The 12,782-nt window shown below is 50.0% G+C and carries 18 protein-coding genes; 12 read left to right on the plus strand and 6 right to left on the minus strand.

What is annotated here, in order from left to right; genetic code table 11:
* Nucleotides 1–7 precede the first annotated feature (7 nt).
* The 6 genes from rpsD (at nt 8) to arfA (ending at nt 3,253) form a co-directional block, all read left to right on the plus strand.
* A complete protein-coding gene (rpsD, locus tag ABIE10_RS23125) occupies nt 8–628 on the plus strand; it encodes a 30S ribosomal protein S4 (RefSeq protein ID WP_003031138.1) in 621 nt (206 codons plus the stop codon).
* 25 nt (nt 629–653) lie between these two features.
* Complete coding sequence (locus tag ABIE10_RS23130) at nt 654–1,643, plus strand: DNA-directed RNA polymerase subunit alpha (RefSeq protein WP_003031139.1); 990 nt, start codon at nt 654–656, stop codon at nt 1,641–1,643.
* Between the two features lie 40 nt (nt 1,644–1,683).
* Nucleotides 1,684–2,067, plus strand: a complete 384-nt coding sequence (rplQ, locus tag ABIE10_RS23135; RefSeq protein ID WP_001216370.1) for a 50S ribosomal protein L17 — start codon at nt 1,684–1,686, stop codon at nt 2,065–2,067.
* Nucleotides 2,068–2,173: 106 nt separating this feature from the next.
* On the plus strand, nt 2,174–2,542 hold the full coding sequence (locus tag ABIE10_RS23140) for a DUF1992 domain-containing protein (RefSeq protein WP_429157268.1): 369 nt from the start codon (nt 2,174–2,176) through the stop codon (nt 2,540–2,542).
* A gap of 10 nt (nt 2,543–2,552) precedes the next feature.
* Nucleotides 2,553–2,978: a Zn(2+)-responsive transcriptional regulator gene (gene zntR / locus ABIE10_RS23145; RefSeq protein WP_016154744.1), complete on the plus strand. Its 426-nt coding sequence runs from the start codon at nt 2,553–2,555 to the stop codon at nt 2,976–2,978.
* Between the two features lie 56 nt (nt 2,979–3,034).
* On the plus strand, nt 3,035–3,253 hold the full coding sequence (arfA, locus tag ABIE10_RS23150; protein WP_316148092.1) for an alternative ribosome-rescue factor ArfA: 219 nt from the start codon (nt 3,035–3,037) through the stop codon (nt 3,251–3,253).
* Here arfA and mscL read toward each other — a convergent pair.
* The 5 genes from mscL to def form a co-directional block, all read right to left on the minus strand.
* Entirely contained in the window at nt 3,250–3,663 is a 414-nt protein-coding gene (mscL, locus tag ABIE10_RS23155) for a large-conductance mechanosensitive channel protein MscL (protein ID WP_016154742.1), read from the minus strand. The genes arfA and mscL overlap by 4 nt on opposite strands.
* A gap of 141 nt (nt 3,664–3,804) precedes the next feature.
* The gene (gene trkA, locus ABIE10_RS23160) at nt 3,805–5,181 is read right to left on the minus strand and encodes a Trk system potassium transporter TrkA (protein ID WP_003031153.1); all 1,377 of its coding nucleotides are present in this window, start codon (nt 5,179–5,181) and stop codon (nt 3,805–3,807) included.
* Between the two features lie 21 nt (nt 5,182–5,202).
* Entirely contained in the window at nt 5,203–6,492 is a 1,290-nt protein-coding gene (rsmB, locus tag ABIE10_RS23165) for a 16S rRNA (cytosine(967)-C(5))-methyltransferase RsmB (protein ID WP_049281754.1), read from the minus strand.
* A gap of 51 nt (nt 6,493–6,543) precedes the next feature.
* A complete protein-coding gene (gene fmt, locus ABIE10_RS23170; RefSeq protein WP_181220912.1) occupies nt 6,544–7,491 on the minus strand; it encodes a methionyl-tRNA formyltransferase in 948 nt (315 codons plus the stop codon).
* Between the two features lie 14 nt (nt 7,492–7,505).
* Nucleotides 7,506–8,015, minus strand: coding sequence for a peptide deformylase (gene def / locus ABIE10_RS23175; protein ID WP_049281752.1), 510 nt, complete (start codon nt 8,013–8,015; stop codon nt 7,506–7,508).
* 129 nt (nt 8,016–8,144) lie between these two features.
* Between def and dprA the strand changes: the two genes are divergently transcribed.
* The 6 genes from dprA to ABIE10_RS23205 are packed head-to-tail and all read left to right on the plus strand — an operon-like array spanning nt 8,145 to nt 11,937.
* Entirely contained in the window at nt 8,145–9,269 is a 1,125-nt protein-coding gene (gene dprA, locus ABIE10_RS23180) for a DNA-protecting protein DprA (protein ID WP_047358918.1), read from the plus strand.
* Entirely contained in the window at nt 9,241–9,714 is a 474-nt protein-coding gene (smg, locus tag ABIE10_RS23185; RefSeq protein WP_003031162.1) for a DUF494 family protein Smg, read from the plus strand. Before dprA ends, smg begins: the two co-directional genes overlap by 29 nt.
* A gap of 26 nt (nt 9,715–9,740) precedes the next feature.
* A complete protein-coding gene (locus ABIE10_RS23190) occupies nt 9,741–10,283 on the plus strand; it encodes a DNA topoisomerase family protein (RefSeq protein WP_016154737.1) in 543 nt (180 codons plus the stop codon).
* Between the two features lie 4 nt (nt 10,284–10,287).
* On the plus strand, nt 10,288–10,860 hold the full coding sequence (gene tsaC / locus ABIE10_RS23195) for an L-threonylcarbamoyladenylate synthase type 1 TsaC (RefSeq protein WP_429157274.1): 573 nt from the start codon (nt 10,288–10,290) through the stop codon (nt 10,858–10,860).
* Nucleotide 10,861: 1 nt separating this feature from the next.
* Nucleotides 10,862–11,683, plus strand: a complete 822-nt coding sequence (aroE, locus tag ABIE10_RS23200) for a shikimate dehydrogenase (protein ID WP_016154735.1) — start codon at nt 10,862–10,864, stop codon at nt 11,681–11,683.
* Nucleotides 11,680–11,937, plus strand: coding sequence for a DUF1488 domain-containing protein (locus ABIE10_RS23205; protein ID WP_101701259.1), 258 nt, complete (start codon nt 11,680–11,682; stop codon nt 11,935–11,937). Before aroE ends, ABIE10_RS23205 begins: the two co-directional genes overlap by 4 nt.
* Here ABIE10_RS23205 and ABIE10_RS23210 read toward each other — a convergent pair.
* A complete protein-coding gene (locus tag ABIE10_RS23210; protein ID WP_101701260.1) occupies nt 11,913–12,467 on the minus strand; it encodes a gamma carbonic anhydrase family protein in 555 nt (184 codons plus the stop codon). The two genes, ABIE10_RS23205 and ABIE10_RS23210, sit on opposite strands and share 25 nt — an antisense overlap.
* Nucleotides 12,468–12,782: the final 315 nt, after the last annotated feature.

A 12,782-nucleotide genomic window follows, 5' to 3' on the forward strand; every position in this document is an offset into this window, starting at 1 on the left:
AAAGAAAATGGCAAGATATTTGGGTCCTAAGCTCAAGCTGAGCCGTCGTGAGGGCACTGACTTATTCCTTAAGTCTGGCGTTCGCGCGATCGATACCAAGTGTAAAATTGAACAAGCTCCTGGCCAGCACGGTGCGCGTAAACCGCGTCTGTCTGACTATGGTGTGCAGTTGCGTGAAAAGCAAAAAGTTCGCCGTATCTACGGTGTGCTGGAGCGTCAGTTCCGTAACTACTACAAAGAAGCAGCACGTCTGAAAGGCAACACCGGTGAAAACCTGTTGGGTCTGCTGGAAGGTCGTCTGGACAACGTTGTATACCGTATGGGCTTCGGTGCCACTCGTGCAGAAGCACGTCAGTTGGTCAGCCATAAAGCAATTATGGTAAACGGTCGTGTTGTTAACATCGCTTCTTATCAGGTTAGTCCGAATGACGTTGTTAGCATTCGTGAGAAAGCGAAGAAGCAGTCTCGCGTGAAAGCCGCTCTGGAGCTGGCTGAGCAGCGTGAAAAGCCAACCTGGCTGGAAGTTGATGCTGGCAAGATGGAAGGTACGTTCAAGCGTAAGCCGGAGCGTTCTGATCTGTCTGCGGACATTAACGAACACCTGATCGTCGAGCTTTACTCCAAGTAAAGCTTAGTACCAAAGAGAGGACACAATGCAGGGTTCTGTGACAGAGTTTCTAAAACCGCGCCTGGTAGATATCGAGCAAGTGAGTTCGACGCACGCCAAGGTGACCCTTGAGCCTTTAGAGCGTGGCTTTGGCCATACTTTGGGTAACGCACTGCGCCGTATTCTGCTCTCATCGATGCCGGGTTGCGCGGTGACCGAGGTTGAGATTGATGGTGTACTACATGAGTACAGCACCAAAGAAGGCGTTCAGGAAGATATCCTGGAAATCCTGCTCAACCTGAAAGGGCTGGCGGTGAGAGTTCAGGGTAAAGATGACGTTATTCTTACCTTGAATAAATCTGGCATTGGCCCTGTGACTGCAGCCGACATTACCCATGATGGTGATGTCGAAATCGTCAAGCCACAGCACGTGATCTGCCACCTGACCGATGAGAATGCATCTATTAGCATGCGTATCAAAGTTCAGCGCGGTCGTGGTTATGTGCCGGCTTCTACCCGAATTCATTCGGAAGAAGATGAGCGCCCAATCGGCCGTCTGCTGGTCGACGCATGCTACAGCCCTGTAGAGCGTATTGCCTACAATGTTGAAGCAGCGCGTGTAGAACAGCGTACCGACCTGGACAAGCTGGTCATCGAAATGGAAACCAACGGCACAATCGATCCTGAAGAGGCGATTCGTCGTGCGGCAACCATTCTGGCTGAACAACTTGAAGCTTTCGTTGACTTACGTGATGTACGTCAGCCGGAAGTTAAAGAAGAGAAACCAGAATTCGATCCGATCCTGCTGCGCCCTGTTGACGATCTGGAATTGACTGTCCGCTCTGCTAACTGCCTCAAAGCAGAAGCTATCCACTATATCGGTGATCTGGTACAGCGTACTGAGGTTGAGCTTCTTAAGACGCCTAACCTTGGTAAAAAATCTCTTACTGAGATTAAAGACGTGCTGGCTTCCCGTGGACTGTCTCTGGGCATGCGCCTGGAAAACTGGCCACCGGCAAGCATCGCTGACGAGTAACCGGATCACAGGTTAAGGTTTTACTGAGAAGGATAAGGTCATGCGCCATCGTAAGAGTGGTCGTCAACTGAACCGCAACAGCAGCCATCGCCAGGCTATGTTCCGCAATATGGCAGGTTCACTGGTTCGTCATGAAATCATCAAGACGACTCTGCCGAAAGCGAAAGAGCTGCGTCGCGTAGTTGAGCCGCTGATTACTCTTGCCAAGACTGATAGCGTAGCTAATCGTCGTCTGGCATTCGCCCGTACTCGTGATAACGAGATCGTGGCAAAACTGTTTAACGAACTGGGCCCGCGTTTCGCGAGCCGCGCCGGTGGTTACACTCGCATTCTGAAGTGTGGCTTCCGTGCAGGCGACAACGCGCCGATGGCATACATCGAGCTGGTTGATCGTTCAGAGAAAACAGAAGCTGCTGCAGAGTAATCTGTAGTAACGTAAAAAAACCCGCCTCGGCGGGTTTTTTTATATCCGTCATATCCCCACTTACCTACAATATCTGTACTCTTTTTGTTCATCACTGGAGTGTTGTATGTGGTTACTGGACCAGTGGGCAGAGCGCCATATTACTGATGCGCAGTCTAAAGGTGAGTTTGATGGTTTGCCTGGTACAGGAGAACCGTTGGTTCTTGACGATGATTCCCACATTCCGCCTGAACTTCGAGCCGGATTCCGTTTATTAAAAAATGCGGGATGTCTTCCTCCTGAGCTTGAGCAGCGCAGAGAGGCAATACAGCTGCTTGAAATACTTGCAGGGATCCGCAAAGATGATCCCCATTATCAGGAAGTGAGTCGAAGACTGTCACTACTGGAACTGAAACTTCGGCAGGCTGGACTCAGCACCGAGTTTTTACTCGGTGAATACGCAGATAAGCTGCTACAGAAGATCAACGACGAATAGCGGAGATAGCATGTACCGTATTGGTGAATTAGCGAAACTGGCTGACGTGACGCCTGATACTATCCGCTACTATGAAAAGCAGCAGATGATGGAACATGAAATACGTACAGAAGGCGGGTTTCGTCTCTATACGGAAAGCGATCTTCAGCGTCTAAAGTTTATTCGCTATGCCCGTCAGCTTGGTTTCACTCTGGAATCGATCCGCGAACTGCTTTCGATCCGCATCGATCCCGAACACCATACCTGCCAGGAATCAAAAGGGATCGTCCAGGAAAGATTGCAGGAAGTGGAAGCGAGAATAGCTGAGCTTCAGGCGATGCAACGGTCGCTGCAGCGATTGAATGACGCGTGTTGTGGCAAGGCACACAGCAGCGTGTACTGCTCTATCCTTGAAGCACTTGAGCAAGGCGCCAGTGGATCACCATCAGGCTGTTGATTTATTGAACGGTCAGGTCTACACTCGCGGCGTAAATTACGACAACCGGAGGTATTATGAGTCGTTATCAGCACACTAAAGGGCAGATAAAAGATAACGCCGTTGAGGCGCTTCTACATGACCCACTGTTCAGGCAGCGCGTTGAGAAAAATAAGAAAGGGAAAGGAAGTTATCTACGTAAAGGTAAACATGGTAATCGGGGTAACTGGGAGGCCAGTGGCAAGAAAGTCATTCACTTTTTTACCACTGGCCTTCTTGTTTCAGTGAGTGCTTAAGAGCGGTTATTCTGTTCTTTCAGCAGGTCACGAATTTCACTCAGCAATACTTCTTCTTTCGATGGCGCCGGCGGTGCTGCTGGCTCTTCCGCTTTTTTACGGTTCAGTTTGTTGATCAGCTTGATTGCCATAAAGATAGCAAACGCAACAATAACGAAATCAAAGATATTCTGAATAAATACACCGTAATGCATAACGACTGCAGGGATATCTCCCTGTGCATCACGTAGTGTTAAAGCAAACTGTTTAAAATCAATTCCACCAATTAACAACCCCAGCGGCGGCATGATGATATCGGCAACCAGTGATGAAACAATCTTCCCAAATGCCGCACCAATAATGACACCCACTGCCAAATCGACAACATTCCCGCGCATCGCGAATTCGCGAAATTCTTTAATAATGCTCATCTTATTCTCCCTATGCAGCTGACGTTTATAAGTTTAACAAATGTTTAGGCAATTTCCATTTATGTATTGCCTAAATAGAAATTTATTAAACCATGAAAAATAAAGGGAAATAATTTAGGCGCAGTTTCAGCGCCCAAATTATTACAGGAAGAACGGACTTGGCTGGAATAGTCGCTCGACGTCGGTAATAAACTTTTTATCTGTCAGGAACATAATTACGTGATCGCCCTGTTCAATACGCAGGTTATCATTGGCAATCATCACATCGTTACCACGCACAACGGCGCCAATAATGGTTCCTGGTGGAAGTTTAATTTCATCAATTGAGCGACCCACAACCCGTGACGTCGTTTCATCACCGTGTGCAACGGCTTCAATAGCTTCCGCGACGCCACGGCGCAGTGAAGATACACCAACAATATCCGCTTTACGCACATGACTGAGCAGCGCAGAGATGGTTGCCTGCTGCGGTGAAATCGCAATATCGATCACGCTGCCTTGCACCAGATCGACGTATGCTCTGCGTTGGATCAACACCATCACTTTCTTGGCACCCATCCGTTTGGCAAGCATCGCCGACATGATATTCGCTTCATCATCGTTGGTTACCGCAATGAACAGATCAACCTGATCGATATGTTCTTCCGCCAGCAGCTCTTGATCCGAGGCATCACCAAAAAAGACGATCGTATTTTGCAGTTTCTCTGCAAGCTCGGATGCGCGCTGTTGATTACGTTCAATCAGTTTGACGCTGTAATCTTTTTCTAGTCGCCGTGCCAGCCCGGCGCCAATATTACCACCGCCCACTAACATAATGCGTTTGTAAGGCTTTTCCAGACGCTGTAATTCGCTCATTACGGCGCGAATATGCTGCGAGGCCGCGATGAAGAAAACTTCATCACCCGCTTCAACAATGGTAGAACCTTGCGGACGGATCGGTCGGTCATGACGGAAAATCGCCGCAACGCGGGTATCGATGTGCGGCATATGCTCACGCATTGTCGACAGCGCATTACCAATCAGCGGCCCACCGTAATAGGCTTTCACCACGGCCAGGCTGACTTTTCCTTCGGCAAAATTCACTACCTGCAATGCGCCCGGATATTCAATCAGGCGATAAATGCTATCGATAACCAGTTGCTCAGGCGCAATCAGGTGATCGATAGGCACCGCATCAGATTGAAATAGCTTGTCCGCATCACGAACGTAATCCGGTGAACGAATACGAGCGATACGATTAGGCGTGTTAAACAGTGAATAAGCTACCTGACAGGCAACCATATTTGTTTCATCTGAGCTGGTTACGGCAACCAGCATATCGGCATCGTCGGCACCGGCTTCACGTAGAACTCGGGGATGCGAACCATGCCCTTGCACGACACGGAGATCAAACTTGTCCTGCAGGCTACGCAGGCGCTCACCATTGGTATCGACTACCGTGATATCGTTGTTCTCTCCGACCAGGTTTTCAGCCAGCGTACCGCCAACTTGCCCTGCGCCCAGAATGATAATTTTCATCAGTCGCGACCCGTTATCTCATCACTTTTTGATTAGCTTAGCGTAAAAGAAACCATCACCATCTTCCGCACTCGGTAAATTCTGACGTCCAGGTTTTTCCGGCGTACCGGTTACGCTTAATACCGCATCTGGCGTGCGCGCAAGGAAGGCGGCAATTTGCTGTTGGTTTTCTTCTGGCAGGATAGAGCAGGTTGCATAAACCAGCGTGCCGCCAGGTTTAAGATGTGGCCAGGTTGCATTCAGGATTTCAGCCTGCAACTGGGCAAGTTCAGCAATATCCCGGTCGCGACGCAGCCATTTGATATCCGGATGGCGACGGATCACTCCGGTGGCAGAACACGGAGCGTCCAGCAAAATACGGTCAAACTGTTGTTCACCGCACCACTGCTGTGGATAGCGGCCATCACCCTGTTTTACGGTTGCCTTCATACCCAGACGTTTTAGATTGTCGAAAACGCGCGATAAGCGTTTTTCATCAACATCGACAGCCATTACGTTAGCGTGCGGAGCAACTTCCAGAATGTGAGTGGTTTTGCCCCCCGGTGCACAGCATAGGTCGAGGATCTGTTCACCGTCCTCCGGCAACAGATAGTTTATGCATCCTTGAGCGGAAGCATCCTGGACGGTTACCCAGCCTTCATCAAAACCTGGAAGGGCGTGCACAGGAGCTGGCGTTTCCAGACGCACTGCATCCGGGTAATCTGGATGCGGGAAACCGGTTAATCCCGCTTCGGTCAGCAGGTCCAGCCAGGCATCGCGCGTATGATGGTTACGATTGACACGTAACCACATCGGCGGTCGCTGGTTATTGGCTTCAAGAATGGCTTCCCACTGCTGCGGATAAGCGGTCTTAATACGTTTCACCAGCCAGGAGGGGTGTAAGAAACGTAAATCGCTTTGAGAGAATTCAGCCTGCAGCTCTTCCTGGCGGCGCTGAAACTGGCGCAGCACGCCGTTGATCAGCCCTTTAAGCTGCGGACGCTTAATAACGACTGCGCCTTCTACGGTCTCTGCCAAAGCAGCATGTGGTGGAATACGAGTATGCAGCAGTTGGTAGAAGCCCACCATGATCAGATAGTGAACAGTGCGCTGTTTGCCCGTCATTGGACGTTCCATCAACTGCTGGATCATCCACTCCAGTTGGGAGAGTGTACGCAACACGCCGAAGCAAAGCTCCTGCAACAGTGCTTTGTCTTTATCGGCAACTTTTTGCTGCATGGCGGGCAGCACGTTGCTTAATGATTGTCCCTTTTCGACAACCTGTTCGACGGCCTGGGCCGCCATACTGCGTAAATTAAGATGTTTTTTCATAAGCGCAAAAATAAAAATGCCCGGAGATACCGGGCTTAAAGAGATGAACCGTCATACCAGACGGTTACCGGGTACAAACCATTCCCGGCGCGAATTAAGCAGATCCTGCGCGCTCATGGCTTTTTTACCGGCAGGTTGCAAAGAGACGAGATTCAGGATGCCATCGCCCGTTGCGACCTGGATACCCTGTTTTGTCGCCTCAAGAATAGTGCCTGGCGCGGCCTGTGTGTTCGCTGTAATAACCGTAGCTTGCCAGACTTTCACTGGCTGGCCGTCGATTTCAAGCCAGCTCATTGGCCACGGGTTAAAGGCGCGGATGCAGCGTTCCAACTGAGCGGCTGAAAGCGACCAGTCGATACGGGCCTCTTCTTTGCTGAGTTTTTCTGCATGCGTAACCAGTGATTCATCTTGAACAACAGGTTTTATCGTGCCAGCAGCCAGCTGTTTTAGCGTTTCAATCAGCCCCTGAGGTCCTAAATCTGCCAGCTTATCGTATAACGAACCGCTGGTATCTTCTGCAGTTATCGGGCAGGACAGCTTAAGCAACATATCACCGGTGTCGAGGCCAACATCCATCTGCATGATGGTCACACCAGTTTCGGTGTCGCCTGCCCACAGTGAGCGCTGGATTGGCGCTGCGCCACGCCAGCGTGGAAGCAGGGAACCGTGAACGTTGATACAACCCAGACGCGGCATTTCCAGTACGGCTTTTGGCAGTATCAGGCCATATGCTACCACTACCATCACGTCTGCGCGTAAATCAGCAACCAGCTGCTGGTTTTCCTGAGGACGAAGAGAGACGGGTTGGAAAACCGGTATCCCTTTTTCTTCCGCCAGCACTTTTACCGGGCTGGGCATCAGCTTTTTACCGCGTCCCGCCGGGCGGTCCGGTTGGGTAAACACGCCAACGACGTTATGTCCAGAAGACAACAGCGCGTCGAGATGACGCGCTGCAAAGTCAGGTGTACCCGCAAAAATAATACGTAGTGAGTCTGACACGTTGATTCTTGTCCTTAAGCTCGGGCGTTCAGGCGGTCGAGTTTTTCAACTTTCTGACGAATGCGTTGTTGCTTCAACGGAGACAGATAATCGATAAACAGTTTACCGACCAGGTGATCCATTTCATGTTGAATGCAGATAGCCAGCAGGCCATCGGCTTCCAGTTCAAAAGCTTTGCCGTTGCGATCGAGCGCACGAATTTTTACTTTCTCTGCGCGCGGTACTAATGCACGCTGTTCGGGAATAGACAGGCAGCCTTCTTCAATACCTGTTTCGCCGTCTTTTTCCAGCAGCTCTGGGTTAATGAGTACCAACTGCTCGTCGCGATTTTCAGAGACATCAATAACAATGATGCGCTGATGAATATCGACCTGAGTTGCTGCCAGACCGATACCTTCTTCGGCGTACATCGTTTCGAACATATCATCAACGATACGCTGAATTTCTGCATTCACTTCTTCGACCGGTTTTGCGACTTTGCGAAGGCGCTCGTCCGGAATATGTAACACTTGCAAAACTGACATAGTTATCCAGAGTTGTGTTCAGGAGTTGAAAAGATTATTACCTCTATTCTAGACAAAACCCCCTCTGATTGACAGCATCAGTGACCAATCGCAAAGATTGCCAGGACTGCTTGTGGCAGGGGAACAGGGATGACCAAAATCGAAATTTGGCTACGTTTAGCACAAGTGAATGAACTGTATGGTGATGAGATGGTGCGCGTTGCCCACTGGCTCAATACTCAGCCGTGTATTAACAACGTGGTACTTCATCATGCTGGGCTCTCCCCCCGCCAGGCCCGGCGCTTTTTAACCTTTCCAGATCAGACGCTGGAAAAAACGCTGCGCTGGCTTGAACAGCCCAACCATCATTTTGTGGTTGCCGACAGCGAGCATTATCCGGCACAGCTCCGTGCAATTGAGGATTATCCTGGGGTGCTTTTTGTGGCAGGAAATCCCATATGCCTTAGCTCGTTTCAGGTTGCCGTCGTCGGTAGCCGACAGCACTCCTGGTATGGCGAACGCTGGGGGCGGCTGTTTTGTGAAAAGCTTGCAGCATGCGGCGTGACGATCACCAGCGGCCTGGCCCGGGGGATTGATGGTGTGGCGCACAATGCTGCGATAAACCGAGAGGGCACGAGTATTGCGGTGCTGGGAAATGGGCTTGAGACCATTCATCCACGACAGCATGTCAGTCTGGCTAAACGACTGATTGAGGCTGGAGGCGCACTGGTGTCTGAGTTCCCATTAGATACGCTTCCTTTGCCGCGCAATTTTCCCCGACGAAATCGCATTATTAGTGGTCTAAGTAAAGGAGTCCTGGTTGTAGAAGCTGCTCAGCGTAGCGGGTCACTGGTCACTGCGCGTTGCGCACTGGAACAAGGGCGGGAGGTTTTTGCGTTGCCTGGACCGATTGGGAGTCCGGGAAGTGAAGGTCCACATTGGCTTATTCAGCAGGGAGCCACGCTTGTGACGGCCCCAGAAGAAATTCTGGAAAATTTGCAATATGGGCTGCAATGGTTGCCAGATGAACCTGAAAAATCAATTTATTCGCCAGATCACGAAGAGGTGGCATTGCCATTTCCGGAGCTCCTGGCTAACGTAGGAGATGAGGTAACACCTGTTGACGTCGTCGCTGAACGTGCCGGCCAACCTGTGCCAGAGGTAGTGGCTCAACTGCTCGAACTGGAGTTAGCAGGATGGATCGCAGCTGTACCCGGCGGCTATGTCCGATTGAGGAGGGCATGCCATGTTCGACGTACTAATGTATTTGTTTGAGACATATATCCATAACGAAGCTGAGCTGCGTGTGGATCAGGACAAACTGGAACGGGATCTTACCGACGCTGGTTTTGATCGTGAAGACATCTACAACGCGTTACTTTGGCTGGAAAAGCTTGCTGATTATCAGGATGGTCTTGCCGAACCTATGCAGCTGGCATCTGATCCTCTTTCTATACGTATTTATACCGCAGAAGAGTGCGATCGACTGGATGCAAGCTGTAGAGGGTTCCTGCTATTCCTGGAACAGATTCAGGTGCTAAACCTCGAAACACGAGAAATGGTCATTGAGCGCGTACTCGCGCTGGATACGGCAGAGTTCGATCTGGAAGACCTGAAGTGGGTGATCCTGATGGTGCTTTTCAATATTCCAGGTTGTGAAAATGCCTATCAGCAAATGGAAGAATTACTCTTTGAAGTGAATGAAGGTATGCTGCATTAATCAATCTTCATTCAGTATGAGTTGTTATGGCTAAATCAGCACTGTTTACGGTGCGTAAAAACGAGCCCTGCCCACAATGCGGGGCTGAACTGGTTATTCGTTCCGGGAAACACGGTCCGTTTCTCGGTTGTTCACACTATCCAGAATGCGATTACATCCGTCCGCTGAAATCTTCCGCGGACGGACATATTGTCAAAGTTCTGGAGGGTAAGCTTTGTCCTGCATGTGGCGCCGAGCTGGTGCTGAGACAGGGAAGATTCGGGATGTTTATTGGATGCAGCGATTATCCAACGTGTGAACACACCGAACTTATCGACAAGCCAGATGAAACAGCAATAGTCTGTCCTCAATGCCAGACTGGCCACCTGGTTCAGCGGCGTTCCCGTTATGGCAAAACGTTTTACTCCTGCGATCGCTATCCGGAGTGCCAGTTTGTCATTAACTTCAAACCGTTAGCCGGAGAGTGTCCTGAGTGCCATTATCCGCTACTCATCGAAAAGAAAACCGCGCAGGGTGTGAAGCATTTCTGTGCCAGTAAACAATGTGGAAAGCCGTTCTCGGCGGAATAAAAAAGTGAATAATAACCTGCCCACAGGCCCTATCGCTGCTGCGATAGCGGTTCTGAAACAAGAAAAAGTCATCGCCTATCCAACAGAAGCTGTATTTGGTGTCGGCTGCGATCCCGACAGCGAAACGGCTGTTACCCGTCTGTTGGAGCTAAAACAACGCCCAGTCGATAAAGGCTTAATTTTGATTGCGGCAAATTTTGACCAGCTCAAGCCCTATATTGACGATAGCACGCTTACTGATGCTCAACGTGAGGCTGTGTTCGCTCGCTGGCCTGGTCCTGTCACCTTCGTTTTCCCTGCGCCTGTGACTACGCCTCGTTGGTTGACCGGTCGTTTTGACTCGCTGGCCGTGCGAGTCACCGATCATCCGCTGGTGGTTGCATTGTGCCAGGCTTATGGCAAACCGTTAGTCTCCACCAGTGCTAATTTGAGTGGCTTACCGCCTTGCAGAACGGTAGAGGAAGTCCGCGCGCAGTTTGGTACAGACTTTCCCGTAGTTGAAGGGGAGACCGGAGGGCGTTTGAATCCTTCGGAGATCTGTGATGCTCTGACCGGTGAACAGTTTCGACAGGGGTAATATGAAAGAAGCCTATGCTGTTTTTGGTAATCCGATAGCGCACAGTAAATCGCCCTTTATTCATCAGCAATTTGCAGAGCAGTTGAAAATTGATCATTCCTATGGACGTGTACTGGCACCTATCAATGATTTTGTGAATACGCTGAATGCCTTTTTTGCTGAGGGCGGGAAGGGGGCAAATGTCACTGTGCCTTTTAAGGAAGAGGCGTTTGCGCGTGCCGATGAATTAACGGAGCGGGCATCGCTTGCTGGAGCGGTCAACACTCTTAAACGACTTGAGGATGGGCGTTTACTGGGAGATAACACGGATGGTATCGGCTTATTAAGCGATCTTGAACGTTTATCTTTCATTCGCCCCGGATCGCGAGTTCTGTTGATTGGTGCCGGTGGCGCATCCCGTGGGGTTTTATTACCTCTTCTTTCTCTGGATTGTGCGGTAACCATCGTTAACCGTACTGCTTCGCGCGCAGAAGAACTGGCACAAATCTTCTCCCATACCGGCAGTGTGCAGGCGGTGGGAATGGACGAGCTTGATAATTACAGTTTTGATTTAATTATTAATGCGACATCCAGCGGAATTAGCGGTGAGGTACCAGCCATTCCGACATCGCTTATTCACTCCTCTGTCTATTGCTATGACATGTTTTATCAGCAAGGGAATACACCGTTCCTTTCCTGGTGTGCTGAACATGGGGCGAAACAGTATGCCGATGGTCTGGGGATGCTGGTGGGACAAGCAGCGCACGCCGTTTTACTCTGGCATGGTGTATTGCCACAGATTGAGCCCGTCATCAAAAGCATGCAACAGGAAATGTCGGCATGAATCAGGCGATCCAGTTTCCCGATCGAGAAGAATGGCGGACGGATATTAGCGCCGTTGTTTTCCCGGCGTTGGTCCATGGTATGCAGTTAACATGCGCTATATCAGGGGAGACGTTGGCGTCCCGCTTTGGCGGCTGCACGCCTGAACAATGGCTGGAAACCTTTCAACAGCATCGCTGGGACCTGGAAGAAGAGGCCGAAGCATTGATCCAGGACCAGCAGGAAAACTCTCAGGGTTGGGTTTGGTTACTCTGATTTAAATACTCATCTTTCCATTTAACGTAGTTGTTAGCAGAGTATTTTAAGCCTACTTTCTCTTCGTCACTTAATGGCCGGATCTGTTTAACCGGACTACCCAGGTACAGATATCCACTCTCCAGGCGTTTGTTTTGCGGCACCAGGCTTCCTGCCCCAATCATAACGTCGTCTTCTACCACTACGCCGTCCAGTAAAATTGATCCCATACCGACCAATACGCGGTTGCCAATGATGCAGCCGTGTAGCATGACTTTATGACCGACCGTCACATCCTCACCCACGATCAATGGATTACCTTGCGGATTAGATGTGGATTTATGTGTGACATGGAGAACGCTGCCGTCCTGAATGTTTGTACGGGCGCCGATTTGTACATAGTTGACGTCGCCACGAATCGCAACCAGCGGCCAAATCCCGACGTCATCAGCCAAACGAGTATCACCAATGACGACGCTACTGGTGTCGATCATCACGCGTTTTCCGATCTGTGGGAAAAGATCCTTATAAGGACGTAATACATCAGACATGTTTACCTCAATGAAAATAGAGCAGTAATGAAGACTTTGGTTGGATTATCGAGACTATGCAAGTGATTTAGCTATCAAAAATCAGCCAAATTGTGCAGGAATGTAGCGAAAGGGGTGAAAAACAAGCACTCAGCAAAAAAGATCCAAAAAATACTTGTGCTAAAAAATGGGATCCCTATAATGCGCCTCCATCGACACGGCGGATGTGAATCACTTCACGCAAACAGCCGGTTCGGTTGAAGAGAAAAACCTGAAAATGAGGGTTGACTCTGAAAGAGGAAAGCGTAATATACGCCACCTCGCGACAGAGCGCTA

Source organism: Citrobacter sp. 506, from assembly GCF_050434985.1.
Taxonomy (GTDB): Bacteria; Pseudomonadota; Gammaproteobacteria; order Enterobacterales; family Enterobacteriaceae; genus Citrobacter; species Citrobacter braakii.

Bases quoted from the DNA above. Each gene is read 5' to 3' on its own strand.
- ABIE10_RS23140 (WP_429157268.1), top strand. From the start codon at position 2,174: ATGTGGTTACTGGACCAGTGGGCAGAGCGCCATATTACTGATGCGCAG.
- dprA (WP_047358918.1), top strand. From the start codon at position 8,145: ATGACCAAAATCGAAATTTGGCTACGTTTAGCACAAGTGAATGAACTG.
- rsmB (WP_049281754.1), bottom strand. From the start codon at position 6,492: ATGAAAAAACATCTTAATTTACGCAGTATGGCGGCCCAGGCCGTCGAA.
- rplQ (WP_001216370.1), top strand. From the start codon at position 1,684: ATGCGCCATCGTAAGAGTGGTCGTCAACTGAACCGCAACAGCAGCCAT.
- zntR (WP_016154744.1), top strand. From the start codon at position 2,553: ATGTACCGTATTGGTGAATTAGCGAAACTGGCTGACGTGACGCCTGAT.
- mscL (WP_016154742.1), bottom strand. From the start codon at position 3,663: ATGAGCATTATTAAAGAATTTCGCGAATTCGCGATGCGCGGGAATGTT.
- ABIE10_RS23205 (WP_101701259.1), top strand. From the start codon at position 11,680: ATGAATCAGGCGATCCAGTTTCCCGATCGAGAAGAATGGCGGACGGAT.
- trkA (WP_003031153.1), bottom strand. From the start codon at position 5,181: ATGAAAATTATCATTCTGGGCGCAGGGCAAGTTGGCGGTACGCTGGCT.
- arfA (WP_316148092.1), top strand. From the start codon at position 3,035: ATGAGTCGTTATCAGCACACTAAAGGGCAGATAAAAGATAACGCCGTT.
- rpsD (WP_003031138.1), top strand. From the start codon at position 8: ATGGCAAGATATTTGGGTCCTAAGCTCAAGCTGAGCCGTCGTGAGGGC.
- aroE (WP_016154735.1), top strand. From the start codon at position 10,862: ATGAAAGAAGCCTATGCTGTTTTTGGTAATCCGATAGCGCACAGTAAA.
- ABIE10_RS23190 (WP_016154737.1), top strand. From the start codon at position 9,741: ATGGCTAAATCAGCACTGTTTACGGTGCGTAAAAACGAGCCCTGCCCA.
- def (WP_049281752.1), bottom strand. From the start codon at position 8,015: ATGTCAGTTTTGCAAGTGTTACATATTCCGGACGAGCGCCTTCGCAAA.
- ABIE10_RS23210 (WP_101701260.1), bottom strand. From the start codon at position 12,467: ATGTCTGATGTATTACGTCCTTATAAGGATCTTTTCCCACAGATCGGA.
- smg (WP_003031162.1), top strand. From the start codon at position 9,241: ATGTTCGACGTACTAATGTATTTGTTTGAGACATATATCCATAACGAA.
- ABIE10_RS23130 (WP_003031139.1), top strand. From the start codon at position 654: ATGCAGGGTTCTGTGACAGAGTTTCTAAAACCGCGCCTGGTAGATATC.